Annotated in this window: 30 protein-coding genes, 1 tRNA gene and 1 pseudogene; 18 read left to right on the top strand and 14 right to left on the bottom strand. The window is 53.9% G+C overall.

Annotated features, from left to right (window positions below; translation table 11 throughout):
* The 7 genes and pseudogenes from DEO48_RS17505 to DEO48_RS17475 all read right to left on the bottom strand — a co-directional run.
* A pseudogene (locus DEO48_RS17505) lies at positions 1-417 on the bottom strand (RNA polymerase factor sigma-54); the annotation flags it as partial.
* 47 nt (positions 418-464) lie between these two features.
* Positions 465-1,190: an LPS export ABC transporter ATP-binding protein gene (lptB, locus tag DEO48_RS17500; protein WP_023309359.1), complete on the bottom strand. Its 726-nt coding sequence runs from the start codon at positions 1,188-1,190 to the stop codon at positions 465-467.
* Positions 1,191-1,196: 6 nt separating this feature from the next.
* On the bottom strand, positions 1,197-1,751 hold the full coding sequence (lptA, locus tag DEO48_RS17495; protein WP_023309358.1) for a lipopolysaccharide ABC transporter substrate-binding protein LptA: 555 nt from the start codon (positions 1,749-1,751) through the stop codon (positions 1,197-1,199).
* Positions 1,720-2,295, bottom strand: a complete 576-nt coding sequence (gene lptC / locus DEO48_RS17490) for an LPS export ABC transporter periplasmic protein LptC (protein WP_023309357.1) — start codon at positions 2,293-2,295, stop codon at positions 1,720-1,722. Before lptC ends, lptA begins: the two co-directional genes overlap by 32 nt.
* Entirely contained in the window at positions 2,292-2,858 is a 567-nt protein-coding gene (gene kdsC, locus DEO48_RS17485) for a 3-deoxy-manno-octulosonate-8-phosphatase KdsC (protein WP_109845840.1), read from the bottom strand. Before kdsC ends, lptC begins: the two co-directional genes overlap by 4 nt.
* 14 nt (positions 2,859-2,872) lie before the next feature.
* The gene (kdsD, locus tag DEO48_RS17480) at positions 2,873-3,859 is read right to left on the bottom strand and encodes an arabinose-5-phosphate isomerase KdsD (protein ID WP_023333606.1); all 987 of its coding nucleotides are present in this window, start codon (positions 3,857-3,859) and stop codon (positions 2,873-2,875) included.
* Between the two features lie 13 nt (positions 3,860-3,872).
* Positions 3,873-4,850 carry a calcium/sodium antiporter gene (locus tag DEO48_RS17475; RefSeq protein ID WP_094934467.1) on the bottom strand — a complete coding sequence of 326 codons (978 nt, stop codon included), beginning with the start codon at positions 4,848-4,850 and terminating at the stop codon, positions 3,873-3,875.
* A 227-nt stretch (positions 4,851-5,077) separates the two neighbouring features.
* Here DEO48_RS17475 and mlaF point away from each other — a divergent pair, with 227 nt between their 5' ends.
* The 7 genes from mlaF (at position 5,078) to murA (ending at position 9,871) form a co-directional block, all read left to right on the top strand.
* Positions 5,078-5,890, top strand: coding sequence for a phospholipid ABC transporter ATP-binding protein MlaF (gene mlaF, locus DEO48_RS17465; RefSeq protein WP_023309353.1), 813 nt, complete (start codon positions 5,078-5,080; stop codon positions 5,888-5,890).
* A 7-nt stretch (positions 5,891-5,897) separates the two neighbouring features.
* Positions 5,898-6,680, top strand: coding sequence for a lipid asymmetry maintenance ABC transporter permease subunit MlaE (gene mlaE / locus DEO48_RS17460; protein WP_010436044.1), 783 nt, complete (start codon positions 5,898-5,900; stop codon positions 6,678-6,680).
* A 4-nt stretch (positions 6,681-6,684) separates the two neighbouring features.
* Positions 6,685-7,233: an outer membrane lipid asymmetry maintenance protein MlaD gene (mlaD, locus tag DEO48_RS17455; protein WP_109845839.1), complete on the top strand. Its 549-nt coding sequence runs from the start codon at positions 6,685-6,687 to the stop codon at positions 7,231-7,233.
* 18 nt (positions 7,234-7,251) lie between these two features.
* On the top strand, positions 7,252-7,887 hold the full coding sequence (gene mlaC, locus DEO48_RS17450) for a phospholipid-binding protein MlaC (RefSeq protein ID WP_033146748.1): 636 nt from the start codon (positions 7,252-7,254) through the stop codon (positions 7,885-7,887).
* Positions 7,887-8,180, top strand: coding sequence for a lipid asymmetry maintenance protein MlaB (gene mlaB / locus DEO48_RS17445; protein ID WP_109845838.1), 294 nt, complete (start codon positions 7,887-7,889; stop codon positions 8,178-8,180). The genes mlaC and mlaB overlap by 1 nt, the downstream gene beginning before the upstream one ends.
* Positions 8,181-8,306: 126 nt before the next feature.
* On the top strand, positions 8,307-8,561 hold the full coding sequence (gene ibaG, locus DEO48_RS17440; protein ID WP_008501458.1) for a BolA family iron metabolism protein IbaG: 255 nt from the start codon (positions 8,307-8,309) through the stop codon (positions 8,559-8,561).
* Positions 8,562-8,611: 50 nt separating this feature from the next.
* Complete coding sequence (gene murA / locus DEO48_RS17435; protein ID WP_023309349.1) at positions 8,612-9,871, top strand: UDP-N-acetylglucosamine 1-carboxyvinyltransferase; 1,260 nt, start codon at positions 8,612-8,614, stop codon at positions 9,869-9,871.
* A gap of 60 nt (positions 9,872-9,931) precedes the next feature.
* Here murA and sfsB read toward each other — a convergent pair whose 3' ends face one another.
* Positions 9,932-10,219 (bottom strand): DNA-binding transcriptional regulator SfsB, encoded by a 288-nt coding sequence (gene sfsB / locus DEO48_RS17430; protein WP_023309348.1) that lies wholly within the window; start codon positions 10,217-10,219, stop codon positions 9,932-9,934.
* A 229-nt stretch (positions 10,220-10,448) separates the two neighbouring features.
* The gene (gene ispB, locus DEO48_RS17425; protein ID WP_045355402.1) at positions 10,449-11,420 is read right to left on the bottom strand and encodes an octaprenyl diphosphate synthase; all 972 of its coding nucleotides are present in this window, start codon (positions 11,418-11,420) and stop codon (positions 10,449-10,451) included.
* Between the two features lie 257 nt (positions 11,421-11,677).
* Between ispB and rplU the strand changes: the two genes are divergently transcribed.
* The 4 genes from rplU to cgtA all read left to right on the top strand — a co-directional run bounded on the left by rplU (position 11,678) and on the right by cgtA (position 14,519).
* The gene (gene rplU / locus DEO48_RS17420) at positions 11,678-11,989 is read left to right on the top strand and encodes a 50S ribosomal protein L21 (RefSeq protein ID WP_003025032.1); all 312 of its coding nucleotides are present in this window, start codon (positions 11,678-11,680) and stop codon (positions 11,987-11,989) included.
* A gap of 19 nt (positions 11,990-12,008) precedes the next feature.
* A complete protein-coding gene (gene rpmA, locus DEO48_RS17415; protein WP_004385076.1) occupies positions 12,009-12,266 on the top strand; it encodes a 50S ribosomal protein L27 in 258 nt (85 codons plus the stop codon).
* A gap of 96 nt (positions 12,267-12,362) precedes the next feature.
* Positions 12,363-13,328: a DMT family transporter gene (locus tag DEO48_RS17410; RefSeq protein ID WP_023309346.1), complete on the top strand. Its 966-nt coding sequence runs from the start codon at positions 12,363-12,365 to the stop codon at positions 13,326-13,328.
* A 15-nt stretch (positions 13,329-13,343) separates the two neighbouring features.
* A complete protein-coding gene (gene cgtA / locus DEO48_RS17405; protein ID WP_109845837.1) occupies positions 13,344-14,519 on the top strand; it encodes an Obg family GTPase CgtA in 1,176 nt (391 codons plus the stop codon).
* A 35-nt stretch (positions 14,520-14,554) separates the two neighbouring features.
* On the opposite strand, the gene pmrB is transcribed toward cgtA, so the two are convergent.
* The 3 genes from pmrB to dacB are packed head-to-tail and all read right to left on the bottom strand — an operon-like array spanning position 14,555 to position 17,693.
* Positions 14,555-15,598, bottom strand: a complete 1,044-nt coding sequence (gene pmrB / locus DEO48_RS17400) for a two-component system sensor histidine kinase PmrB (protein ID WP_109845836.1) — start codon at positions 15,596-15,598, stop codon at positions 14,555-14,557.
* Positions 15,595-16,257: a two-component system response regulator PmrA gene (pmrA, locus tag DEO48_RS17395; protein WP_023309343.1), complete on the bottom strand. Its 663-nt coding sequence runs from the start codon at positions 16,255-16,257 to the stop codon at positions 15,595-15,597. The genes pmrB and pmrA overlap by 4 nt, the downstream gene beginning before the upstream one ends.
* Positions 16,258-16,259: 2 nt before the next feature.
* Positions 16,260-17,693 carry a serine-type D-Ala-D-Ala carboxypeptidase gene (gene dacB, locus DEO48_RS17390; RefSeq protein ID WP_045355406.1) on the bottom strand — a complete coding sequence of 478 codons (1,434 nt, stop codon included), beginning with the start codon at positions 17,691-17,693 and terminating at the stop codon, positions 16,260-16,262.
* A 228-nt stretch (positions 17,694-17,921) separates the two neighbouring features.
* Here dacB and greA point away from each other — a divergent pair, with 228 nt between their 5' ends.
* Complete coding sequence (gene greA, locus DEO48_RS17385; RefSeq protein WP_014171793.1) at positions 17,922-18,398, top strand: transcription elongation factor GreA; 477 nt, start codon at positions 17,922-17,924, stop codon at positions 18,396-18,398.
* Positions 18,399-18,549: 151 nt separating this feature from the next.
* Here greA and yhbY read toward each other — a convergent pair whose 3' ends face one another.
* Positions 18,550-18,843, bottom strand: coding sequence for a ribosome assembly RNA-binding protein YhbY (gene yhbY, locus DEO48_RS17380; protein WP_003861814.1), 294 nt, complete (start codon positions 18,841-18,843; stop codon positions 18,550-18,552).
* Positions 18,844-18,970: 127 nt separating this feature from the next.
* Between yhbY and rlmE the strand changes: the two genes are divergently transcribed.
* The 6 genes from rlmE (at position 18,971) to DEO48_RS17350 (ending at position 24,563) form a co-directional block, all read left to right on the top strand.
* On the top strand, positions 18,971-19,597 hold the full coding sequence (gene rlmE / locus DEO48_RS17375; RefSeq protein WP_003861812.1) for a 23S rRNA (uridine(2552)-2'-O)-methyltransferase RlmE: 627 nt from the start codon (positions 18,971-18,973) through the stop codon (positions 19,595-19,597).
* A gap of 102 nt (positions 19,598-19,699) precedes the next feature.
* Positions 19,700-21,634 (top strand): ATP-dependent zinc metalloprotease FtsH, encoded by a 1,935-nt coding sequence (ftsH, locus tag DEO48_RS17370; RefSeq protein ID WP_029739626.1) that lies wholly within the window; start codon positions 19,700-19,702, stop codon positions 21,632-21,634.
* A gap of 98 nt (positions 21,635-21,732) precedes the next feature.
* A complete protein-coding gene (gene folP / locus DEO48_RS17365) occupies positions 21,733-22,581 on the top strand; it encodes a dihydropteroate synthase (RefSeq protein WP_109845835.1) in 849 nt (282 codons plus the stop codon).
* Positions 22,574-23,911 carry a phosphoglucosamine mutase gene (gene glmM / locus DEO48_RS17360; protein ID WP_023309339.1) on the top strand — a complete coding sequence of 446 codons (1,338 nt, stop codon included), beginning with the start codon at positions 22,574-22,576 and terminating at the stop codon, positions 23,909-23,911. Before folP ends, glmM begins: the two co-directional genes overlap by 8 nt.
* 223 nt (positions 23,912-24,134) lie before the next feature.
* Positions 24,135-24,467, top strand: a complete 333-nt coding sequence (gene secG / locus DEO48_RS17355; protein WP_023333590.1) for a preprotein translocase subunit SecG — start codon at positions 24,135-24,137, stop codon at positions 24,465-24,467.
* A 9-nt stretch (positions 24,468-24,476) separates the two neighbouring features.
* Positions 24,477-24,563 (top strand) — tRNA-Leu (locus tag DEO48_RS17350).
* 184 nt (positions 24,564-24,747) lie between these two features.
* On the opposite strand, the gene argG is transcribed toward DEO48_RS17350, so the two are convergent.
* Positions 24,748-26,094, bottom strand: a complete 1,347-nt coding sequence (gene argG, locus DEO48_RS17345; protein WP_109845834.1) for an argininosuccinate synthase — start codon at positions 26,092-26,094, stop codon at positions 24,748-24,750.
* Positions 26,095-26,381 lie beyond the last annotated feature (287 nt).

The raw sequence follows: 26,381 nt of genomic DNA, 5'->3' as shown, positions 1-26,381 counted from the left end.
CGCGCGGTCGGTATCGGAGAAGGGGGTAAGTTCCACCTGCCACATCAGGTAATCCTGCAGCGACTGGGTGGTTTCTCCCTGATAGACCGGTAGCTCATCATCCTGGTAGTCTGCACGCGTACCGGAAGGGGTTCCGGCGGTGTAGATTTCATCCCAGCTGGCATCCAGCGGTAGCTCGTCGGGCATCTCTTTTTGTTCGAGTGCATCCGCGGTGTCGAGCGCTTCTGTATCCTGTGACTGCTGAGTATCTACCTCGTCATGAAGATCGGTTTGTTCCAGCAGGGGGTTGCTGTCCAGCGCCTGCTGGAGCTCCTGCTGAAGTTCTAACGTGGACAGCTGCAACAGGCGAATTGCCTGCTGTAGCTGCGGCGTCATCGCCAGTTGTTGGCTGAGCCTTAATTGCAAACCTTGCTTCATGTTCAGAGCATTTTTCTCCGGTTCGGCGTTACGTTACCTCTACCCTATCAGAGTCTGAAGTCTTCCCCAAGATAGACGCGCTTAACATGATCGTCTTCGAGGATCTGTTGCGGCGTACCGTGGGCGATCAGATTGCCCTGGCTCACAATATACGCGCGTTCACACACGGCCAGCGTTTCACGGACGTTGTGGTCGGTGATCAGTACGCCAAGCCCGCTGTCACGCAGGTGTTCAATGATGCGTTTAATGTCGATAACCGAGATCGGGTCAACGCCGGCAAAGGGTTCATCCAGAAGGATAAATTTCGGGTTTGCGGCCAGCGCGCGCGCAATCTCAACGCGACGGCGTTCACCCCCGGAGAGTGCCTGACCGAGGCTGTCACGCAGATGCTCAATGTGGAACTCTTCCATCAGCTCGTTGGCACGATCCTGACGCTGTTCGCTGGTCAGATCGTTACGAATTTGCAGGACCGCCATCAGGTTATCGTAAACGCTGAGACGACGGAAAATGGAAGCTTCCTGCGGCAGGTAGCCGATCCCGCGACGCGCGCGCGCGTGCAGCGGCAGAAGGCTGATGTCTTCATCGTCAATGATAATGTTGCCGGCATCGCGCGGCACAATGCCAACGACCATGTAGAAAGTGGTGGTTTTACCCGCACCGTTAGGGCCAAGCAGCCCCACGATTTCGCCGGAGTTGACGGTCAGACTGACATCTTCTACGACACGGCGGCCCTTGTAGGCCTTCGCGAGATTTTTTGCAGTTAATGTTGCCATAACGAATTAGTTACTCTTCTTCTGTGCCGGGGCCTGGCCTTTGCCTTTGTCCTGCAGCTGCGACGGAACCAGTACGGTCGTGACGCGTTTGCCTTTCTCGCTGGAAGCCTGCATTTTTTGCTCTTTCACCAGATAGGTGATCTGGTCGCCGGTAATGTTGCTGTCCAGCTGTTCCAGATACGCGTTTCCGGTCAGGATGACCAGATCCTTCGCCAGCTCGTAGTGCATATGCGAGGCGTGGCCTTTCACCGGCTTGCCGTTGTCCTGCATCTGGTAGAAGGTTGCCGGGTTGCCGTAACCATCAATGATCTCTTTGCCCTGCTCGCCACCCGGACGGGTCACGACCACTTTGTCGGCGTTAATTTTGATGGTGCCCTGAGTCATGACGACGTTACCCGTGAAGGTGACGACGTTGCCCTGCATATCGAGAGACTGGGTATCAGACTCGATATGGATCGGTTGGTCGGTATCGCCCGTTACAGCAAGCGCGGGGAGACTGGTCGCCAGCATCGCGCTGGCGATAATTACTTTAAGGCTGAGTTTGTTTGTTTTGAATTTCATAGGAGGTTCTAACCTTTTCAATCAGCTCGGCGTTCTTGCTGCGTAAGTTCCCGCGCATTCTCAAACCGCTGGAATTAAATGTTGTGCCATACAGTGTGACCAGATCCTGCGAGGTCACGTCCTGGGTTACCAGGTTAATCTGGGCATTATCCGTCGTAATTTTTCTCAGTTGCGAGTCAGCGGTCAGGGCGTTGACTTCAACGTGACCATACAGATAAAGCATACGGTCATTTGTCAGTTTTGCCCGATCTGACTTAATTGACCACGTCGGCACTTTGTCCTTATCAAATGTGGTCATGACAGGCTGGGTAAACCACGAAATACCGTCATCTGAAAAATATTCAACATGCTGGGCAATCAGGCGATAGTTCAGCGCGCCTTCCGGGCTGTAGACCACGGTGTCGCTGTGATCGCTTTTATAGGTTGGATCGTTATTGTTGACCACTTCCGTTTGCGTATCGTCGCGATCGGCAAGGTTCACGCCAATCAATACCAGTGCGACAAGCGAAAGCAAAATGATAATCCAGCGTCTGGTTTTACTCATATCGATTGCCCTTTGGCCTCATCAAGCTTGCCCTGCGCCAGCAAAAGCAGATCGCAGACTTCACGTACGGCACCACGGCCCCCGTTGATGTGGGTGACATAATCAGCGCGCGGGATCAGCAGCGGATGCGCATCGGCAACGGCGATGCTCAGCCCGACTTCAGCCATCACGGGCCAGTCAATCAGATCGTCCCCGACGTAGGCCACGTTTTCCGGTGCGACAGCCAGTTTACCCAGTAAATCCTTAAAGGCTGCCATCTTATCGGATTGACCCTGATACAGATGGGTAATTCCTAAGGTTTCACAGCGGTCTTCTACCAGTTTAGCTTTTCGCCCGGTGATGATAGCCACCTCAATACCCGAGGTGAGCGCACAGCGGATACCGTAGCCGTCGCGAACGTTAAACGCTTTCAGCTCTTCACCATTATTGCCCATGTAAATCAGGCCATCGGAAAGTACGCCATCCACGTCCAGGATGAGCAGACGAATGTTTTCCGCCTTCGCCATCATCTGGGTGCTGACCGGTCCATAACAGGTTGCAAGGGATGCACCCGCATTACTCATTGTCTTATCCTTCATTACACTACGCCTGCGCGCAGCAGATCATGCATATGTACCACACCCAGCAACTGGTCGCCATCGGCAACCATCACTGAGGTAATGTGACGGGACTGCATCAGGTTCAGCACATCCACCGCCAGCGTACCCGGACGGACGCGGATACCGCCCGGCGTCATCACGTCGGCAATGCCGAGCGTGCGGACATCTACACCCATGTCGAACACGCGACGCAGGTCGCCATCGGTGAAGATCCCCTGAATTTTCATCAGATCGTCGCACACGACCGTCATACCCAGATTCTTACGGGTGATTTCCAGCAGCGCATCACGCAGGGAGGCTTCTTTACTGACGTGAGGGATCTCATCCCCGGTGTGCATAATATCGTTTACCCGAAGCAGAAGCTTGCGCCCCAGCGCGCCGCCGGGGTGGGAAAGCGCGAAATCCTCCGGCGTAAAACCGCGGGCTTCGAGCAGCGCGACGGCAAGCGCATCACCCATGACCAGCGCGGCCGTGGTGCTGGACGTCGGCGCCAGGCCGAGCGGACAGGCCTCCTTGGGCACTTTCACGCACAGGTGAATATCCGCCGCCCGCGCCATGCTGCTTTCCGGACGGCTGGTCATGCAAATAAGCGGCACCTGCAGTCGCTTCAGTACCGGGATCAGCGCCAGAATTTCATTGGACTCCCCGGAGTTAGACAGCGCGATGACGATATCCTGCGGCGTGACCATACCCAGGTCACCGTGCGCGGCTTCCCCCGGATGTACAAAGAAGGAAGAGGTTCCGGTGCTGGCAAACGTTGCCGCCATTTTGCGTCCAATGTGGCCGGACTTACCCATCCCCATCACCACGACTTTGCCGGCACAGTAGAACATCTTCTCACATGCCAGACTAAAATCCTGATTAATGTACTGATCTAACTGCGCCAGACCTTCACGTTCAATCTCCAGAACCTCTTTGCCTGCTTTCTGAAAGTCAAAACCCGGCTGCAATTCTATTTGCGACATAATGCGTTTCCGTTTACCCAGAGAGAAGAGGCGAGAGCCAGTACAGCATCGCCATCCATACGATAAATCCACCCGTCAGCAGCGCGCCTGCGCCTTTGCCGATCTGTCGTTGCCGCCGCCAGCAGAGCAGGGCAAATATCACGCTGACCAATAACATCACACCGTAGTCGCGTGATAACGCCAGGGGATTAAAGGGCCCTGGCGTAATCAGGGCCGGCAGGCCCATCACAATGGCGATATTAAATATGTTGGAACCGATGATATTACCTATGGCAATGTCATCCTCACCTTTACGAGCCCCCGCAATGGCCGTGGCCAGCTCCGGCAGGCTGGTACCGATGGCAATCACCGTCAGACCAATGGTAAGTTCACTGATGGCGAAATAGTTCGCCAGCACCGTCGCGTTATCCACGACCATGCGCGTTGCCATCGGCATGATGATCAGCGCAACGCCAAGCCAGAGCAGGGCAACAGGCAGCGTGCCTTCTCGCGGCAGTTCGGCGACCTGCTCCCGCGTGAGGCTATCCTGACCCTGCTTCTCAGCCAGACGGGCGATTTTAACACTATACAGCAGCCAAATAACGGCCAGCGCCAGCAGGAAAATGCCGTCACTGTAGCTCAGCACCCCATCGTAAAATACGCAGCCTGCCAGCAGGCTTACGATTAACATTAGCGGCAATTCGCGGCGCAGAACATCAGAATGCACGCGAAATGGATGGAGCAGTGCGGCCAGGCCTAAAATCAAGAGTATATTAACGATGTTGGAGCCAATCGCGGTACCTACTGCCAGGTCTAACTGACCATGCAGCGATGCCGAGACAGAGACGATGATTTCAGGAAGTGACGTTCCCACACTGACAACGGTCATCCCGATGACGACAGGCGGTACGCCCGTCAGGCGACACAGGATAGATGCAGCAAACACTAAACGGTCAGCACTGTAGACCACCAAAAGTAAACCAATTATTAACAGTGCTGTTGCTAAAAGCATCAAAAGTCCTTTCTTCAGGTATACTCGTCGGTCCATCGCACGGGAATGGCTGGACTGCATACAGTCTGAGGCGTAACGAATTCCTAATTTTGACTTTATGCGCCGGAAAAGTAAAACAAATGCCAGCTTTCGCTAACCTCAACGGCTATTATTCTGTAAAAATGCGGAGTTGAGGGCTGATTCAGGCGGCATGCCTTAACGTGAGCAGGGTAATAAAGGAACCATAAATGAGCCAAACGATGGCGAATTTAGTCGATGTTCGCGGCGTGAGTTTTTCTCGCGCCAACAGATTGATATTTGATGATATTTCATTGACCGTACCGCGTGGCAAGATCACTGCCATCATGGGGCCGTCCGGGATCGGTAAAACGACCCTGCTGCGCCTCATTGGTGGGCAAATCCCACCCGATCGCGGTGAAATCCTCTTCGATGGCGAAAACATCCCGGAGATGTCACGCTCGCGTCTGTATACTGTCCGCAAACGCATGAGCATGCTCTTTCAGTCGGGAGCCTTGTTCACCGACATGAATGTCTTTGATAACGTGGCCTATCCGCTGCGCGAGCATACCAGCCTGCCGCCTGAACTGCTGAAAAGCACGGTGATGATGAAGCTCGAAGCCGTCGGTTTGCGGGGCGCCGCGAAGCTGATGCCTTCGGAGCTGTCCGGCGGGATGGCGCGCCGCGCCGCGCTGGCACGCGCCATTGCATTAGAACCTGATTTAATCATGTTCGACGAACCGTTTGTTGGACAGGATCCCATCACGATGGGCGTGCTTGTTAAGCTCATCTCTGAACTGAACAGCGCGCTTGGCGTCACCTGCATTGTGGTATCTCACGACGTACCTGAAGTATTGAGCATTGCCGATTACGCCTATATCGTGGCGGACAAAAAGATCGTCGCACACGGCAGCGCTCAGGCGCTGCAGGAAAATTGCGATCCACGCGTGCGGCAGTTCCTCGACGGTATTGCCGATGGCCCCGTGCCGTTCCGCTACCCGGCGGGCGACTATCGTGACGATTTACTGGGAATAGGGAGTTAAGCCACTCATGCTGTTAAATGCGTTGGCCGCTCTCGGACACCGTGGCATAAAAACCATCAGGACGTTCGGGCGTGCCGGATTGATGTTATTCAACGCGCTGGTCGGCAAGCCGGAATTCCGCAAGCACGCACCGCTGCTGGTGCGGCAGCTTTATAATGTCGGCGTGCTGTCGATGCTCATCATCATTGTCTCCGGTCTGTTTATCGGTATGGTGCTTGGGCTGCAGGGCTATCTGGTTCTGACAACCTACAGTGCAGAAACCAGCCTTGGGATGCTGGTGGCGCTCTCGCTGCTGCGCGAGCTGGGGCCGGTTGTGGCGGCGCTGCTGTTCGCCGGGCGCGCGGGGTCGGCATTAACGGCTGAAATTGGCCTGATGCGTGCGACCGAGCAGCTCTCCAGCATGGAGATGATGGCGGTCGATCCGCTGCGTCGCGTGATCTCGCCGCGTTTCTGGGCTGGGGTGATCTCTTTACCGTTACTGACTATTCTGTTTGTCGCCGTGGGTATCTGGGGCGGTTCGCTGGTTGGCGTGCACTGGAAAGGCATTGATGCCGGTTTCTTCTGGTCCGCGATGCAGGACGCCATCGACCTGCGGATGGATCTGGTTAACTGCCTGATTAAAAGCGTGGTATTTGCCATTACGGTCACCTGGATTGCATTGTTCAATGGATACGATGCCATCCCGACGTCGGCGGGCATTAGCCGCGCAACTACACGTACAGTCGTACATTCGTCGCTGGCCGTACTGGGTCTGGATTTTGTGCTCACCGCACTGATGTTTGGGAATTGAGTTCATGCAAACGAGAAAAAATGAAATTTGGGTCGGTGTATTCCTGTTGCTGGCGCTGCTGGCCGCGCTGTTTATCTGCCTGAGAGCGGCGGATATCACGTCTGTGCGCACCGAGCCGACGTATCGCATCTATGCCACCTTCGATAACATCGGCGGGCTGAAGGCGCGTTCACCGGTTCGCATCGGCGGCGTGGTGATCGGACGCGTATCTGACATTACGCTGGATGAGAAAACCTACCTGCCACGCGTCGCGATGGATATCGAAGAGCGTTACAACCATATCCCGGACACCAGCTCCCTTTCTATTCGTACTTCCGGTCTGCTGGGCGAACAATATCTGGCGCTTAACGTCGGCTTTGAAGATCCCGAGCTGGGAACGACTATCCTTAAAGACGGTAGCGTCATTCAGGATACGAAATCCGCGATGGTTCTGGAGGATATGATTGGTCAGTTCCTTTACAACAGTAAAGGGGATGAGAAAAAGTCTGACAATGTCCCTGCGCAGAGTGAAGACCATACCAATGCCGCGCCGACCCCAGGTGCTGCGAATTAATATCAGGAGAAGTCATTCATGTTTAAACGACTGTTAATGGTTGCCATGCTGGTCATCGCCCCTCTAACCGCCGCCCACGCTGCGGATCAGAGTAACCCGTACAAACTGATGGACGAAGCGGCGAAGAAGACCTTCGACCGTCTTAAAAACGAACAGCCTAAAATTCGTGCTAATCCTGATTATCTGCGCGACGTCGTTGACCAGGAACTGCTGCCGTACGTGCAGATTAAATATGCGGGGGCGCTGGTGCTGGGACGTTATTACAAAGACGCGACCCCTGCGCAGCGTGATGCGTACTTTGCCGCGTTTCGTGAATACCTGAAACAGGCTTATGGCCAGGCGCTGGCGATGTACCACGGTCAGACCTATCAGATTGCGCCTGAGCAGCCGCTGGGCGATGCGACCATCGTCCCTATCCGTGTGACGATCATCGATCCTAACGGTCGTCCGCCGGTTCGTCTGGATTTCCAGTGGCGTAAAAACAGCCAGACCGGTCACTGGCAGGCGTATGACATGATTGCCGAAGGGGTAAGCATGATCACCACCAAACAGAACGAGTGGAGCGACCTGCTGCGCACCAAAGGCATTGATGGTCTGACCGCTCAGCTGCAGTCTATCTCTCGCCAGAAAATTACCCTGGACGAGAAGAAGTAATGTCACAGCAACTCAGCTGGTCGCGTGAAGGCGAAACATTAAAGCTGTCCGGTGAACTGGATCAGGATCTGCTGAACCCACTGTGGGACAACCGCCACGAAGCGATGCAGGGCGTGACGCTTATCGATTTGACAGACGTCACGCGGGTAGATACGGCAGGTGTTGCGCTGCTTGCCCATCTGATTTCCGTGGGGAAAAAGCAGGGGACAAGCGTCACGCTTCACGGCGCGAGCGATAATGTCGTGACCCTTGCGCAGCTCTACAATCTCCCTCAGGACGTACTGCCTCGTTAATATTTTCAGTGCGTTACTTCCGAAAGCCCTGACTGTTTCATCGTCGGGGCTTTTTGCTTGTTTAAGACAACGCCACTTTGCTCTAAGATGTTGGGCTTGTTTTCACTATCAGATGATTAAGAGCCCATGGAAAATCATGAAATCCAGACAGTGCTGATGAATGCACTCTCCCTTCAGGAAGCCCACGTCACTGGCGATGGCAGTCACTTCCAGGTTATTGCTGTGGGTGAGATGTTCGACGGTATGAGCCGCGTGAAGAAACAGCAGGCTGTGTACGCGCCGCTGATGGAATATATTGCGGATAACCGCATCCACGCCCTGTCGATTAAAGCGTTCACCCCGCAAGAGTGGGCACGCGATCGCAAACTAAACGGTTTTTGAGCTGAGGGCGACAGGCCCGCAGCACGGTTGAATTTATAAGAGAGCACACAATGGATAAATTTCGTGTACAGGGGCCAACGCGTCTCCAGGGCGAAGTCACAATTTCTGGCGCTAAAAACGCCGCGCTGCCAATCCTCTTTGCTGCGCTGCTGGCTGAAGAGCCGGTAGAAATTCAGAACGTACCGAAGCTGAAAGATATCGACACCACCATGAAGCTGCTCACCCAGCTGGGCACGAAAGTTGAGCGTAACGGTTCCGTCTGGATCGACGCCAGCAAGGTGAACAACTTTTCAGCCCCTTACGATCTGGTGAAAACCATGCGTGCATCCATCTGGGCGCTTGGCCCGCTGGTAGCGCGTTTTGGTCAGGGTCAGGTCTCTCTGCCGGGCGGCTGCGCTATCGGTGCGCGTCCGGTTGACCTGCACATCTTTGGTCTGGAAAAACTGGGCGCCGAGATCAAGCTGGAAGAAGGTTACGTTAAAGCGTCCGTTAATGGTCGTCTGAAAGGCGCGCACATCGTCATGGACAAAGTGAGCGTGGGCGCAACTGTCACCATTATGTCTGCGGCGACGCTGGCAGAAGGTACTACCATCATCGAAAACGCCGCGCGCGAACCTGAGATCGTGGATACCGCCAACTTCCTCGTGGCGCTGGGGGCGAAGATTTCCGGTCAGGGTACCGACCGTATCACCATCGAAGGCGTTGAGCGTCTGGGCGGCGGTGTCTATCGCGTTCTGCCGGACCGTATCGAAACTGGTACCTTCCTGGTCGCTGCGGCGATTTCTGGCGGGAAGATTGTTTGTCGCAACGCGCAGCCAGATACCCTGGATGCGGTGCTGGCGAAACTGCGCGATGCGGGTGCGGATATCGAAATCGGCGAAGACTGGATCAGTCTTGATATGCACGGGCAGCGTCCAAAAGCGGTCAACGTGCGTACGGCGCCGCATCCGGCGTTCCCTACGGACATGCAGGCACAGTTCACCCTGTTGAACCTGGTTGCCGAAGGCACTGGCTTCATCACAGAAACCATTTTCGAGAACCGCTTTATGCACGTACCGGAGCTGATCCGTATGGGCGCGCATGCTGAGATCGAAAGTAATACCGTGATCTGCCACGGTGTTGAGAAACTGTCAGGTGCTCAGGTGATGGCAACCGATCTGCGTGCGTCTGCAAGCCTGGTGCTGGCGGGTTGTATCGCGGAAGGTACAACCATCGTGGACCGTATCTATCACATCGATCGTGGTTATGAGCGTATCGAAGATAAACTGCGCGCGCTGGGTGCCAACATCGAGCGTGTGAAGGGCGAGTAATCGTTCCGGCAGCCCCCTGCCAGCAATGACCGGGGGGTTGCTGTTCCTGTCAAAAACGCGTTATTCCTGCGGTTCTCTTTTTACCTTTCTCTGGCGAATCATGCGCGATCTGTCGATAAATTCATGGGTAATGGGATCGTGGTAGCGCGAAGGCCAAATTACCCACGGATGCGTATCCAGCGCCGTCGCGATAATTAATTCTCCCTTGGGCCAGGGGCGGGTGAGGGCGTTTGCCAGAGTTGAAGAACTCAGTCCATGGCGGCGGGACTCTGCTGCCAGTGAAGTGCCTCTTTTGCGCAGTGCGGCAATAATATCAGCCGTGTGCCAGTCGATAAATTTCGTATCCATAACGCCGTCCTTAAGTTCGGATTCACCTACGCCGTTTCTTCTGAAACGACGCGGTTACTATACCCATTTCAACTTCTTGTTCTAAAAAGTTCGCGTTACTTGAAGGGATATTCAGAATAAGACACGGCTTTATTCATGCGGTCTCTAAACCGATGAATTTACATGAACACGGAATTTACAGGTGTGTACTGGAATCTCCCCGCTATCGCTGCGGGGAGAAACAAGGGGATTAACGGTCGCGCTGAACGGCAATGTGAGCAAGACCAATCAGTGCATCGCGCCATGGGCTGTCTGGAATGACCTGAAGCGCTTCGATGGCTTTGTCGGCTTCTTCTTCCGCACGCTGACGCGTCCATTCCAGCGATCCGCAGATAGCCATGGTTTCCAGTACAGGTTCCAGAAGATGGCGGCCATTTCCCTGCTCAATCGCTTCACGGATCATTTTCGCCTGGTCGGCTGTTCCATTGCGCATAGCATGAAGCAGCGGCAGAGTTGGTTTGCCTTCGTTCAGGTCATCGCCCACGTTTTTGCCGAGCGTCTCGCCGTCCGCACTGTAGTCCAGCAAATCATCAATCAGCTGGAATGCCGTACCCAGATAGCGGCCATAGTCCTGCAGGCCTTTTTCCTGTGCTTCGGTACAGTCAGCCAGAATGCCGGAACACTGGGCAGCCGCTTCAAAGAGGCGCGCAGTTTTGCTGTAGATGACGCGCATGTAGTTTTCTTCGGTAATGTCAGGGTCGTTGACGTTCATCAGCTGCAGCACTTCGCCTTCAGCAATGACGTTTACGGCTTCGGACATCACTTCCAGCACTTTCAGTGAGCCCAGGCTGGTCATCATCTGGAAGGCACGGGTATAGATAAAATCCCCCACCAGGACGCTGGCTGCGTTTCCGAAAGCGGCGTTTGCCGTGGCTTTGCCACGGCGCATATCCGATTCATCCACAACATCGTCATGCAGAAGCGTCGCCGTGTGAATAAATTCGATGAGCGCTGCGATAGTGATGTGAGCATTTCCCTGATAGCCAACGGCTCTGGCAGCCAGAATGGCAATCATCGGACGAATGCGTTTACCGCCGCCGCTGACGATGTAATAGCCCAACTGATTGATCAGCTGAACGTCAGAGTTGAGTTGCTCCAGGATTGCTGCATTCACACCCGCCATATCTTGCGCGGTTAACTCGTTGATTTTTTCTAAATTCATCGCAAAAGCCGGGCTTTTTATCCTGTTGATCCCATCTTCAATGGGGTAACGAAGGGTTTCGGTTTATCAATAGTAGTGCTGATTGTACTGAAAAAACGGCACAGATAAACGTTACCGTACGTGTTGTGTTTTTTTTCTTCATGTATTGACGGTAGCACTTGTCAAAGGCTCGCGTTTTGCGTAATATTCGCGCCCTATTGTGAATATTTATAGCGCACTCTGATTCATACGAGGACGTGCGCGGAAGCGGAGTTTATATGTACGCGGTTTTCCAAAGTGGTGGTAAACAACACCGAGTAAGCGAAGGTCAGACCGTTCGCCTGGAAAAGCTGGACATCGCAACTGGCGAATCTGTTGAGTTCGCAGAAGTTCTGATGATCGCAAACGGTGAAGAAGTCAAAATCGGCGTTCCTTTCGTTGATGGCGGCGTTATCAAAGCTGAAGTTGTTGCACACGGTCGTGGCGAGAAAGTTAAAATCGTTAAGTTTCGTCGTCGTAAGCACTACCGTAAGCAGCAGGGCCACCGTCAGTGGTTCACTGATGTGAAAATTACTGGCATCAGCGCCTAAGACCTGAGGAGAGATTTAAATGGCACATAAAAAGGCTGGCGGCTCCACACGTAACGGTCGCGATTCAGAAGCTAAACGCCTTGGCGTTAAGCGTTTCGGTGGCGAATCCGTTCTGGCGGGTAGCATCATCGTTCGTCAACGTGGTACCAAATTCCACGCTGGCAACAACGTAGGTTGCGGTCGTGACCACACTCTGTTTGCTAAAGCAGACGGTAAAGTGAAATTTGAAGTTAAAGGCCCGAACAACCGTAAATACATCAGCATCGTTGCTGAGTAAGGTTTTCTCGGTCCGGTAACGGATTAAAGCCCCGCAACCTGTTGCGGGGCTTTTTACATTGGAAACCCGGTAATTTTTTCTGTAGGGAAAACGGGCATGAAGCAGCAGGCCGGCATTGGTATTCTTTTGGCGCTCACTACCGCAATGTGCTGGGGTGCGCTGCCAATTGCAATGAAGCAGGTTCTGGAAGTGATGGAGCCGCCTACGGTGGTCTTTTATCGCTTTCTGATGGCAAGCATCGGCCTCGGGGCCATTCTGGCTATCAAAGGTAAGCTTCCACCCTTGCGGCTTTTCCGCAAACCGCGCTGGCTGGTATTGCTGGCTATCGCGACGGGCGGTCTGTTCGGTAACTTCATCCTGTTCAGCTCTTCCCTGCAATATCTCAGCCCCACGGCGTCGCAGGTGATAGGCCAGCTTTCACCGGTGGGCATGATGGTCGCCAGCGTCTTTATTCTCAAGGAAAAGATGCGTGGTACGCAGATTATCGGGGCGAGCATGCTGCTGTGCGGTCTGGTGATGTTCTTCAACACCAGTCTGATAGAGATTTTCACCCGCCTGACGGATTACACATGGGGTGTAATTTTTGGTGTGGGGGCAGCAACGGTCTGGGTGAGCTATGGCGTCGCACAAAAGGTGTTATTGCGTCGACTTGCCTCGCAGCAGATCCTCTTTTTACTGTACACTTTGTGTACAATAGCATTGCTGCCATTAGCAAAGCCGGGTGTGATTTCCCAGCTTAGCGACTGGCAACTGGCGTGCCTCATTTTTTGTGGGCTGAACACGCTGGTCGGTTATGGCGCGCTGGCCGAAGCGATGGCGCGCTGGCAGGCAGCACAGGTGAGCGCGTTAATTACGCTTACTCCGCTGTTTACGCTGTTATTTTCAGATTTGTTATCAATGGCCTGGCCCGATGTCTTCGTCAGACCGATGCTCAACCTGTTGGGCTATCTCGGTGCGTTTGTCGTGGTTGCGGGCGCGATGTATTCCGCCATTGGTCATCGTCTTTGGGGACGTTGGCGCAAAAATGAAGCGGTTGTAGTAGTCCCCCGCTCAGGCGAATGAGTTACGGAGAGTAAAATGAAGTTTGTTGATGAAGCGACGATCCTGGTCGTGGCTGGTGATGGCGGCAATGGTTGCGTGAGCTTCCGCCGTGAAAAGTATATCCCACGTGGCGGTCCTGACGGCGGCGACGGCGGGGATGGTGGTGACGTGTGGCTGGAGGCGGATGAGAACCTCAACACGCTGATCGACTACCGTTTCGAAAAATCCTTCCGCGCCGAGCGCGGCCAGAACGGCCAGAGCCGTGACTGTACCGGGAAACGCGGTAAAGATGTCACCATTAAAGTTCCGGTCGGTACGCGTGTGATTGACCAGGGAACCGGTGAAACCATGGGTGACATGACCAAACACGGTCAGCGCCTGATGGTGGCGAAAGGTGGCTGGCACGGTCTGGGTAACAGCCGTTTCAAATCCTCCGTTAACCGTACTCCGCGTCAGAAAACGATGGGTACGCCGGGTGATAAGCGCGATCTGCAGCTGGAGCTGATGCTTCTGGCAGACGTGGGCATGCTGGGTATGCCAAACGCCGGTAAATCGACGTTCATTCGCGCCGTTTCTGCGGCGAAACCAAAAGTGGCGGACTATCCGTTTACCACGCTGGTACCAAGCCTGGGCGTTGTCCGTATGGATAACGAGAAGAGCTTTGTGGTTGCCGATATTCCGGGTCTGATTGAAGGCGCTGCGGAAGGCGCGGGTCTGGGTATTCGCTTCCTGAAACACCTTGAGCGTTGCCGCGTGCTGCTGCACCTTATCGATATCGATCCTATCGACGGTTCCGATCCGGTTGAAAACGCCCGCATCATCATCGGTGAGCTGGAAAAATACAGCGAAAAACTGGCGAATAAACCACGCTGGCTGGTCTTCAACAAGATTGACCTGATGGACAAAACCGAAGCGGAAGCGAAAGCTAAAGCGATTGCTGAAGCAATGGGTTGGGAAGATAAATACTACCTGATCTCTGCGGCAAGCCAGGTTGGCGTGAAAGATCTGTGCTGGGATGTGATGACCTTCATCATTGAGAACCCAATTGTTCAGGCGGAAGAAGCGAAACAGCCTGAAAAAGTCGAATTCATGTGGGATGACTACCACCGTCAGCAGCTCGAAGAGCTGGAAGCTGAAGAAGATGATGAAGACTGGGACGATGACTGGGATGAAGACGACGAAGAAGGCGTCGAGTTCATCTACAAGCACTAATGTCTGTCCAAAGCCCCCATTATGGGGGCTTTTTTTTATTCCAGCGTTGCGGGCAGCCAGCAGCTGGCGATCAAACCACCTTCAGAGCCATTCTCAAGCGTCAACCTGCCGTGGTGGAGCTGCACGATGCGCTGCACGATACTCAGGCCCAGACCGCTGCCACCGTAGCGCTGGTCAAGACGGCGGAATGGCTCGGTAATTGACTGTCGGTGCGCTTCATCAATACCTGGCCCCTGATCGATCACGCTAATCTGCGTTCCCCCGTCGACCCCGGTTAATGTCACTGTAATCGTTGTCCCTGCCGGGCTGTAGCGCCCGGCATTCTCCAGCAGGTTGCGCAGCATCAGACGCAGGAGCACGGCATCTCCCTGAACCGTGAGCGCGCTTTTAGCGGGCCAAATCACCGTATGCTCTTTGGCTTCATGGCCCAGGCCGAGAGGTTCAATGATATTTTCCGTCCAGCTCACGGTTTCGTAGTGTCCGCTGGCCATTGCCTGTCCGGCACGGGCCAGCATCAGCAGCTGTTCGACGGTATGCATGAGCTGATCGATACGGCTAATTAACGTCGCGGCCTGTGGTGCGCCTGACTGCGCCATAAGCTCCAGATGAAGCCGGATACCGGCCAGCGGCGTTCGAAGCTCGTGTGCGGCGTCAGCGGTGAAGAGACGCTCCTGCTGAATAGTATTGTCCAGCCGGGCGAGCAGCTGGTTCAGGGAGGTTGTCACCGCGCCTATTTCTTCCATGTCGGAATACATAGGAAGCGGAGTTAAGTTATCCGCCGAACGGTTAGCCAGGCTGTCACGCAGTTTATTCAGCGGTCGGGTTATCCAGGTGACCGCCCAGAATGAAAACAGCAGCGTGAAACCGACCATCACCAGAGAAGGGACGAGAAGGGAAGCGATCGCCTCGCGGATCTCTTTTTCGACATGGTTATTGCGGGTTTTTGCCGACAGCGTTTCATTCACCAGAAAACCAATCTGCTCACGGCTTTCATGCCACAGCCAGATGACGCTTATCAGCTGGAAAAATAAGAGAATAACCGCCAGCAGCACCATCAAACGCCGACGCATGCTGTTCATTTCTGGCTCTCAAGGCGATAGCCAACGCCACGGACGGTTTTGATTCTGTCCTTGCCGAGCTTGCGACGTAGGTTATGAATGTGAACTTCAAGGGTATTTGACCCCGGGTCGTCCTGCCAGGAGTAGATATCCTGCTGGAGCGTTTCTCTGTGCACCGTTTGCCCGCTGCGCATGATCAGACGCGTAAGCAGGGCGAACTCTTTTGGCGTCACCTCTACCGCCTGATCCCGGCGCAGTACCTGCTGGGTTTGCAAATTCAGTGTAATATCGCCGTCGGTCAGTAAATTATCACTATGGCCCAGATAACGGCGAATCAACGCTCGTACCCGAGCCTGCAGCTCCGCAAGCGCAAAAGGCTTCACCAGGTAATCATCTGCGCCTGCGTCGAGGCCGGTGATACGATCCTCAATGGCATCGCGTGCCGTCAGGATCAATACCGGGTTGGCGATACCGCGACGTCGCCACTGACTGAGCAGCGTGGCGCCGTCTTTATCTGGCAAGCCCAAATCGAGGATCACCAGGCTGTATTCCCCGCTCTGGATCAGAGAGTCCGCCTCCGCTGCGGTGCCAGCGCAGTCGAGAGCATAGCCTTCATTGGCCAGCCCCAGCGCCAGCCCTTCCTGCAATAACAGATCGTCTTCAACTATAAGTAGTTTCATCGCTAGTTATTCTGGTAGATGTCCTTATAGAGCCTGCTTTCGAAGCGAACAAGCGGAATACGACGATTGCGCTGGTCGGCCGGTTCGACGGCATAGCCGGAAAGATACTGCACGAATGCCATGCGTTGTCCGCTGGCGGTAGTGATGAAGCCTGCAAGGTTGTAAACCCCCTGCAGCGAGCCTGTCTTAGCGGATACTTTGCCATCCACGCCGGCAGCGTGAAGCCCGGCGCGATACTGCAGCGAACCGTCATGCCCGGCCAGCGGCAGCATCGAAATAAAGTTTAGCTCAGTGTCATGCTGTGCAATGTACTGAAGTACCTGCATCATCGTGGCCGGCGAGATCAAATTATGACGCGATAATCCGGAGCCATCGACGGCGATGGTATTGCCCAGCTCGATCCCGGCCTGCTGGCGTAGGATCTGACGAACGGCGTCTGAACCCGCGCGCCAGGTGCCCGGCACGCCGAAACGCGCGTGGCCAATCATGCGGAACACGGTGTCGGCAATCATGTTGTCAGACTTTTTCAGCATGATTCGCAGTAAATCGTGCAGCGGCGGAGATTGTTTGCTGGCGATGACCGTGCCGGGCTGGTTGACCTGCGTCTGGCGAAGCAGCGTGCCGCTGTATGTAATGCCCGCTTGTTTTAGCTCATCTTTCAGAATTGCACCCGCATAGCTTGCACCATCCTGTATCGCAAAGGCCAGCGGCAGCGGATCGGCGCGCTGCGTCAGGCAGCCGGTAAGCGTGAAGCGGTTCAGATCGCCCGGCACGACGTCCAGCTCACAATATTGCGCATCCGGGGAGCCTTTCGCCAGCGTGCGGACCTGGCTAAACATTGTGACCGGATAGTAGGACGCTATGCGGATAAAAGCTAAATCATCTGGCTTTGGCGCGCTGTAAAGCGAAACCGAGAAGCAGTTACGGTCAACGATTGCGGCGGCGGGCGGGGCGCTAAAACACTGGGTCATGTCGTTCCACGGCCAGCCTGGGGCTTTATCGTGGCTGGCAAAGATGGATGTGTCGATCAGCACATTGCCATCAATTTTCTGTACGCCAGATTTTTTCAGTACCGCAACCATATTGCGGATATCCTGTCGCTTAAAGGTCGGATCGCCGCCAAAACGGGCGATAAGATCGCCTTTCAGTGCGCCACCCTCGACGTTACCTTTGGTCTCGAGTGTGGTCGTAAAACGGAAGTCAGGACCGAGCTGGAGCAGGGCGGCGAGGGCAGTGATCACCTTTTGGGTACTGGCAGGCAGCGCCATCTGTTGACTATGATAGTCAATCTCGGGAGCCTGTGCGCCAACCTTCTGCACCATCAGGGCGAGGTTCGCGCCTGCGGGGAGCTGATTAATGTACTCATCAACATTCGCGGCCTGGGCGGTGAACGTTATACTGGTAGTCAATCCGATGATAAATCTGGAAAATCGCATAATCTCGCGCTAACAACCCGAAAACAAACCGTCATACTACGGTGCATGGCACTGCAAAGTAAACGATGACCCATAGTGAACTTCGCGGTAAAATGCATATCAAATTGAAAAATTGCTGCTGACCTGGGGCATTGCTCCCGGGTCGGTTTTCTTTTTGCTTCTTGCCCGCTTAGGGGGGCAGGAGCAGGGAACACTGCTCCCAACAGGAATGTTTAAGAGGTATAACAAATGCAAGCTATTCCGATGACCTTACGTGGTGCCGAAAAACTGCGCGAAGAGCTGGATTTCCTTAAATCCGTGCGTCGTCCTGAAATCATCGCCGCTATCGCGGATGCGCGCGAGCATGGCGACCTGAAAGAGAATGCTGAATACCACGCCGCGCGTGAGCAGCAGGGCTTCTGTGAAGGGCGTATTAAAGATATCGAAGCAAAACTTTCCAATGCACAGGTTATCGATATCACCAAAATGCCTAACAACGGGCGTGTGATCTTTGGTTCTACCGTTACCGTCCTAAACCTGGACAACGACGAAGAGCAAACCTATCGCATCGTCGGTGATGATGAAGCAGACTTCAAACAGAACCTGATTTCAGTGAACTCCCCGATTGCTCGCGGCCTGATTGGCAAAGAGCAGGACGATGTTGTCACCATCCGCACCCCTGGTGGTGAAGTGGAATACGAAATTATTAAGGTTGAATACCTGTAATTCGCTTCTCTACTAAGATGTTGATACATTGTAAAGAAAAGAAAAAGGCCGCATAGCGGCCTTTTATCAACTCAAGGAGCATGGCATTTTGCTCGCCTGCTGACAGAAATCCCTCGTTTCACACAGAAAATGTGTTTGATTCAGGATATCCTTAGCGTGGCAGCGAGATTTTACGCTCTTTAGATGGGCGGTAGAGCACCAGCGTTTTACCGATGACCTGTACATTACAGGCGCCGGTTTCGCGCACGATGGCTTCCACGATCAGGTTTTTAGTGTCTCTGTCTTCAGAGGCGATTTTCACCTTGATCAGCTCGTGGTGTTCCAGCGCTTGTTCAATCTCGGCAAGCACCCCTTCGGTCAAACCATTGTTGCCAAGCATCACTACAGGCTTGAGCGGATGTGCCAGACCTTTAAGGTGCTGTTTTTGTTTAGTACTCAGATTCATCGTATATTTTTGCTTACGTTGGGATTGAAAACGGTTCATTCTACCGCCATCTCCCTTATATCGCCAAATAGCTGCGTAGAAATTTACGTCACAGGCAGGTAACGATGAACCAGGACGGAAATGTTAAATGACAGGTAAAAAGCGTTCTGCCAGCTCCAGCCGCTGGCTTCAGGAACACTTTAGCGATAAATATGTTCAACAGGCACAGAAAAAGGGGTTACGTTCCCGTGCCTGGTTTAAACTTGATGAAATACAGCAAAGTGACAAACTTTTTAAGCCGGGGATGACGGTTGTTGACCTCGGTGCGGCACCTGGCGGATGGTCCCAGTATGCGGTAACGCAGATCGGCGGAACGGGCCGAATCATCGCGTGCGATCTTTTACCAATGGATCCCATCGTCGGTGTCGACTTCCTTCAGGGCGACTTTCGTGATGAATTAGTGCTGAAAGCGTTACTTGATCGTGTAGGTGATAGTAAGGTCCAGGTTGTCATGTCAGATATGGCACCAAATATGTGCGGAACACCGGCGGTGGATATCCCCCGCGCCATGTATCTGGTGGAGCTAGCGTTAGAAATGTGTCGTGATGTACTAGCGCCTGGTGGTAGTTTTGTTGTGAAGGTGTTTCAGGGCGAAGGTTTCGAGGAGTATCTTAAGGAAATTCGCTCCCTGTTTGCGAAGGTTAAAGTTCGTAAGCCGGACTCTTCCCGGGCCCGTTCCCGAGAAGTGTATATTGTAGCGACCGGGCGAAAATGATAACCGGTAGATTTCAGGCGAAAGTTTGAATGAAACTGGATATAGAGTATCCTGACGCTGTTTTTAACACAGTTGTAATATGAGGTTAATCCCTTGAGTGACATGGCGAAAAACCTAATACTCTGGCTGGTCATTGCCGTTGTGCTGATGTCAGTATTCCAGAGCTTTGGGCCCAGCGAGTCGAATGGCCGCAAGGTGGATTATTCTACCTTCCTGCAGGAGGTCAATCAGGACCAGGTTCGCGAAGCGCGTATCAACGGACGTGAGATCAACGTTACCAAGAAAGATAGTAACCGTTACACGACTTACATCCCGGTGAACGATCCTAAGCTGCTTGATAACCTTCTGACCAAAAACGTCAAGGTGGTAGGTGAGCCGCCAGAAGAACCAAGCCTGCTGGCTTCTATCTTCATTTCCTGGTTCCCGATGCTGCTTCTTATTGGCGTCTGGATCTTCTTTATGCGTCAGATGCAGGGCGGCGGTGGCAAAGGTGCCATGTCGTTCGGTAAGAGCAAGGCGCGTATGCTGACGGAAGACCAGATCAAGACCACCTTCGCTGACGTCGCCGGTTGTGACGAAGCGAAAGAAGAGGTGGGTGAACTGGTTGAATACCTGCGTGAACCGAGCCGTTTCCAGAAGCTGGGCGGTAAGATCCCGAAAGGCGTGCTGATGGTTGGCCCTCCGGGTACCGGTAAAACCCTGCTGGCGAAAGCCATCGCAGGTGAAGCGAAGGTGCCGTTCTTTACTATTTCAGGTTCTGACTTCGTCGAAATGTTCGTGGGTGTCGGTGCATCTCGTGTGCGTGACATGTTCGAGCAGGCCAAGAAGGCAGCACCGTGCATTATCTTCATCGATGAAATCGACGCCGTAGGCCGCCAGCGTGGCGCAGGCCTGGGCGGTGGTCACGATGAACGTGAACAGACACTGAACCAGATGCTGGTTGAGATGGACGGCTTCGAAGGTAACGAAGGTATCATCGTTATCGCGGCGACTAACCGTCCTGACGTACTTGACCCTGCGCTGCTGCGTCCAGGCCGTTTCGACCGTCAGGTTGTTGTGGGTCTGCCGGACGTTCGCGGCCGTGAACAGATTCTGAAAGTTCACATGCGTCGCGTACCGCTGGCGCCAGATATCGACGCGGCAATCATTGCGCGCGGTACCCCGGGCTTCTCCGGTGCTGACTTGGCGAACCTTGTCAACGAAGCAGCTCTGTTTGCCGCTCGCGGTAACAAGCGCGTCGTATCGATGGTGGAGTTCGAGAAAGCGAAAGACAAAATCATGATGGGTGCGGAACGTCGCTCCATGGTTATGACAGAAGCGCAGAAAGAGTCCACGGCATACCACGAAGCGGGTCACGCGATTATCGGTCGCCTCGTGCCGGAACACGATCCGGTGCATAAAGTGACGATTATTCCGCGCGGTCGTGCGCTGGGTGTGACTTTCTTCCTGCCTGAAGGCGACGCGATCAGCGCCAGCCGCCAGAAGCTGGAAAGCCAGATTTCGACCCTGTACGGCGGTCGTCTGGCAGAAGAGATTATCTACGGTGTGGAACATGTTTCTACCGGTGCGTCCAACGACATTAAAGTTGCGACAAACCTGGCGCGTAACATGGTGACGCAGTGGGGCTTCTCCGACAAACTCGGCCCGCTGCTGTATGCAGAGGAAGAGGGTGAAGTATTCCTGGGCCGTTCTGTGGCTAAAGCGAAACATATGTCCGATGAGACGGCTCGTATCATCGATCAGGAAGTAAAATCTCTGGTAGAACGTAACTACGCACGTGCACGCCAGATCCTGACCGACAATATGGACATCCTGCATTCGATGAAAGATGCGCTCATGAAATATGAGACTATCGATGCACCGCAGATTGACGACCTGATGGCGCGCCGTGAAGTGCGTCCGCCAGCGGGCTGGGAAGACCCAGGCGCTTCCAATAATTCTGACAACAATGGCACCCCGCGTGCGCCGCGTCCGGTTGATGAACCGCGTACGCCAAACCCGGGCAACACCATGTCAGAACAGTTGGGCGATAAGTAAGTTACTGCTGTTGAAGCATTTTTCTGTAACTCAAACCCTGGAGCTTGCTCCGGGGTTTTTCATTTCTGTTTAACGATATAGATACCAGGGATTTCGCCATGAAATTATTCGCTCAGGACTCGCATCTCGATCTTTCACATCCCCATGTGATGGGGATCCTGAATGTTACCCCTGACTCTTTCTCTGACGGCGGCACGCATAACACGCTTATCGAGGCGGTTAAGCACGCGAATTTAATGATTAATGCGGGTGCCACCATCATTGACGTTGGCGGTGAATCGACGCGTCCTGGTGCGGCGGACGTGTCTGTGGAAGAAGAGCTGGCGCGCGTGGTGCCGGTGGTTGAAGCTATCGCGCAGCGGTTTGAAGTGTGGATCTCCGTTGATACCTCTAAACCCGAGGTGATTCGTGAAGTGGCGAGAGTGGGCGCTCACATTATCAATGATATTCGCTCGCTCACTGAGCCTGGCGCACTGGAAGCCGCGGCAGAGACCGGGTTACCGGTATGCCTGATGCACATGCAGGGCCAACCGAAAACCATGCAGGAAGCACCGAAGTATGATGATGTCTTTGCCGACGTGAATAGCTTCTTTATTGAGCATATTGCGCGCTGCGAACGTGCAGGTATCCCAAAAGAGAAATTGTTGCTCGACCCGGGGTTCGGTTTCGGTAAAAATCTCTCCCACAATTATGCGTTGCTTGCGCGATTATCGGAATTCCATCACTTTGACCTGCCGCTGCTGGTGGGGATGTCGAGAAAGTCGATGATTGGGCAGTTGCTGAACGTGGGGCCGAGCGAACGCCTGAGCGGCAGCCTGGCCTGCGCGGTGATTGCGGCGATGCAGGGTGCGCACATTATTCGTGTCCATGACGTTAAAGAAACAGTAGAAGCCATGCGTGTGGTGGAAGCCACACTGGCAGCGAAGGAAAACAAACGCTATGAGTAATCGTAAATATTTTGGTACCGACGGTATCCGTGGGCGCGTAGGCGATGCTCCCATCACCCCTGATTTTGTCCTGAAGCTCGGCTGGGCTGCCGGTAAAGTTCTGGCGCGTCATGGTTCTCGTAAGATCATTATCGGTAAAGACACCCGTATTTCCGGCTATATGCTGGAGTCCGCGCTGGAGGCGGGTCTGGCGGCGGCTGGACTGTCCGCGTCCTTTACGGGCCCAATGCCAACGCCTGCAGTCGCGTATCTGACGCGTACCTTCCGCGCGGAAGCGGGGATTGTTATCTCAGCTTCTCATAACCCGTTCTACGACAACGGCATTAAATTCTTCTCCATTGACGGCACCAAGCTCCCGGATGACGTGGAAGAAGCCATTGAAGCCGAAATGGAAAAAGAGATCACCTGCGTTGATTCCGCAGAGCTGGGTAAAGCTAACCGTATCGTTGATGCGGCGGGCCGTTATATCGAATTCTGTAAAGGCACCTTCCCGAATGAGCTGAGCCTGGCTCACCTCAAAATTGTGGTGGACTGTGCAAATGGCGCGACCTATCACATCGCCCCGAATGTCTTCCGCGAACTGGGGGCGAAAGTCATCACCATTGGCTGCGAACCGGATGGTCTGAACATTAACGAGCAGGTGGGCGCAACTGACGTTCGTGCCCTGCAGGCGCGCGTTCTGGCAGAGAAAGCCGACCTGGGCATTGCGCTGGACGGCGACGGCGACCGCGTGATCATGGTCGACCACGAAGGTAACAAGGTCGACGGCGATCAGATCCTCTACATCATTGCCCGTGAGGGCCTGCGTCAGGGCCAGCTGCGCGGCGGTGCGGTGGGCACGCTAATGAGTAACATGGGCCTGGAACTGGCGCTGAAACAGCTCGGTATTCCGTTTGTCCGCGCGAAAGTGGGTGACCGCTATGTGCTGGAAAAACTGCAGGAGAAGGGCTGGCGCATCGGCGCAGAAAACTCGGGTCACGTTATCCTGCTCGACAAAACTACTACCGGTGACGGTATCGTGGCCGCGCTGCAGGTGGTTGCCGCGATGGCGCGCAACCATATGAGCCTGCACGATCTCTGCAGCGGTATGAAAATGTTCCCACAGATCCTGGTTAACGTACGCTTCACTGCCGGTAAAGGCGATCCGCTGGAAAATGAGAACGTTAAAGCAGTGATGGCTGACGTTGAAGCGGCCCTGGGCAATCGTGGACGCGTGCTGCTGCGTAAGTCCGGTACTGAACCGCTGATCCGCGTGATGGTGGAAGGTGAAGACGAAGCGCAGGTAACCGAATTTGCACACCGTATTGCGGATGCTGTGAAAGCTGCATAATTGTGCACGCTAAATGTATAAAAAGGCGGCTTTTGTCGCCTTTGTTTTAAGCAATTAATGGCTTTTTGCTGTTTTTTTCCGCAGTTGATACAATGCGTCAAAAATGCCCTTGCGAAGGTCATTCGCTTTGGTTAGTATTCACACCCGCTTCAGTGGGAAACAAAAATCCTGCTAATTGGTCGAAGCATTGGTATGCGGCAAATCCGCAAGGAACAGGTTGATTATGTACGAAGCTCTTTTAGTTATTTTCCTTATTGTAGCCATCGCTCTCGTAGCGCTGATCATGCTGCAGCAAGGTAAAGGCGCTGATATGGGAGCCTCCTTCGGAGCAGGCGCTTCCGGTACGCTGTTCGGTTCAAGTGGTTCTGCGAACTTCATGACCCGCACAACGGCGATTCTGGCTACGCTGTTCTTCATCATCAGTCTGGTGCTTGGCAATATCAACAGCAACAAGACCAGCAAAGGAAGCGAGTGGGAAAACCTGAGCGCGCCAGCGAAAACTGAGCAGACTCAGCCAGCTGCACCGGCTAAGCCAACCAGCGATATCCCGCACTAAGTATTCTGTACCGAGGTGGTGGAATTGGTAGACACGCTACCTTGAGGTGGTAGTGCCCTAACGGGCTTGTGGGTTCGAGTCCCATCCTCGGTACCAATATTCCAGAAGAAAGACGTCGAAAGACGTCTTTTTTTTCGTCTGCATATTCTGAGGTGTGGTTTTGTCGGCCCGGAAAGCGTAGCGCCACCGGGCAAAATGGCGGGTGACGCTGCGCTTACCCGCCCTACGAAAGTCCACAAAAAAGCGCCCTGTGGGCGCCTTTTGCACGTTATATCAGCGATTACTTCTTATCGCTGTGCTCCAGGTTTTCAACCTGCGGCAGACCGTTACCGGAATTCGCGGAGAGCAGGCCATTCTCAACATAGTTGAACAGCTTCTCGCGGGTATCGGTGATGTCCAGGTTACGCATAGTCAGCTGACCGATACGATCGTCCGGCGAGAACACGGATTCACCTTTCTCCATGGTCAGACGCTCTGCTTTATAGGTCAGGTTATCAGACACGGTATTCAGGATGGAGTAGTCGTTACCGCGACGCAGTTCCAGCGTTACTTCACCGGTGATCGCGCTTGCCACCCAACGCTGCAGCGCATCACGCAGCATCAGCGCCTGTGGATCGAACCAGCGGCCCTGATACAGCAGTTTACCCAGCTGACGGCCATGAGAGTGATACTGCTCAATGGTGTCTTCGTTGTGAATGCCGGTTAGCAGACGCTCGTAAGCGATGTGCAGCAGCGCCATTCCCGGGGCTTCATAGATGCCACGGCTTTTCGCTTCGATGATACGGTTTTCAATCTGATCGCTCATGCCCAGACCGTGACGACCGCCAATACGGTTAGCTTCCAGCATCATCTCAACATCGTCAGAGAAGGTTTTACCGTTCAGCGCAACCGGATGGCCGCGTTCGAAACGCACGGTCACTTCTTCAGCCTGGATTTTGACGTTTTCGTCCCAGAACTTCACGCCCATGATCGGGTTAACGATCTTCACGCTTGAGTTCAGGAATTCCAGGTCTTTCGCTTCGTGCGTCGCACCCAGCATGTTGGAGTCAGTGGAGTAAGCTTTCTCGACAGACATCTTATAGTCGAAACCGCAGGCGATCATAAACTCGGACATCTCATGACGGCCACCCAGCTCGTCGATGAAGTCGGTATCCAGCCACGGCTTGTAGATCTGCAGTTCGGCGTTGGTCAGCAGGCCATAACGATAGAAACGTTCAATATCGTTACCTTTATAGGTGCTACCGTCACCCCAGATGTTGACGCCGTCTTCTTTCATCGCCGCAACCAGCATGGTGCCGGTAACCGCGCGGCCCAGCGGAGTGGTGTTGAAATAGGTCAGACCGCCGGTGGTGTTATGGAATGCACCACACTGAATAGCTGCGATACCTTCAGCGACCAGTTGCTTACGGCAGTCAATCAGGCGCGCGTTCTCTGCACCATACTCTTTAGCGCGACGAGGAATTGCATCGTAGTCGTCCTCATCCGGCTGACCCAGGTTCGCAGTATAAGCATACGGAACCGCTCCCTTCTGGCGCATCCACAGCAGTGCAGCGCTGGTATCCAGGCCGCCTGAGAAAGCGATGCCAATACGTTGTCCTACCGGAAGATGCTTGAGAATCGTCGTCATAGAATAAAACCCTGCTTGATTGACTGATTAGAGACCGCTTTCGCTCTCTTGTGCATTTTTATGCAAAATAAGTGAGTATTCATTTAATCATCTTTTGGCGAAGACCGGAAGAGAGTCGTGCGTTTTTTGTAAAAATTTTGGTCTAATTGATCTGGCGGAAGTTGGGTTGACAGGTGGGGTCAACTATCAATATACTAAACGCCGATTTTACGTCCCGTCTTCGGTACCAAATCCCAGCATTATTTGCAAATTCTGTCCAAAACGCGTAGAATTTGCCACGTTTCAGG

This window comes from Enterobacter sp. CGMCC 5087 (assembly GCF_003144775.1).
GTDB classification, from domain to species: Bacteria; Pseudomonadota; Gammaproteobacteria; order Enterobacterales; family Enterobacteriaceae; genus Enterobacter; species Enterobacter cloacae_M.
The sequence above is the reverse complement of the archived record's forward strand: the minus strand, read 5'-3'. Positions and strand labels throughout refer to the sequence as shown.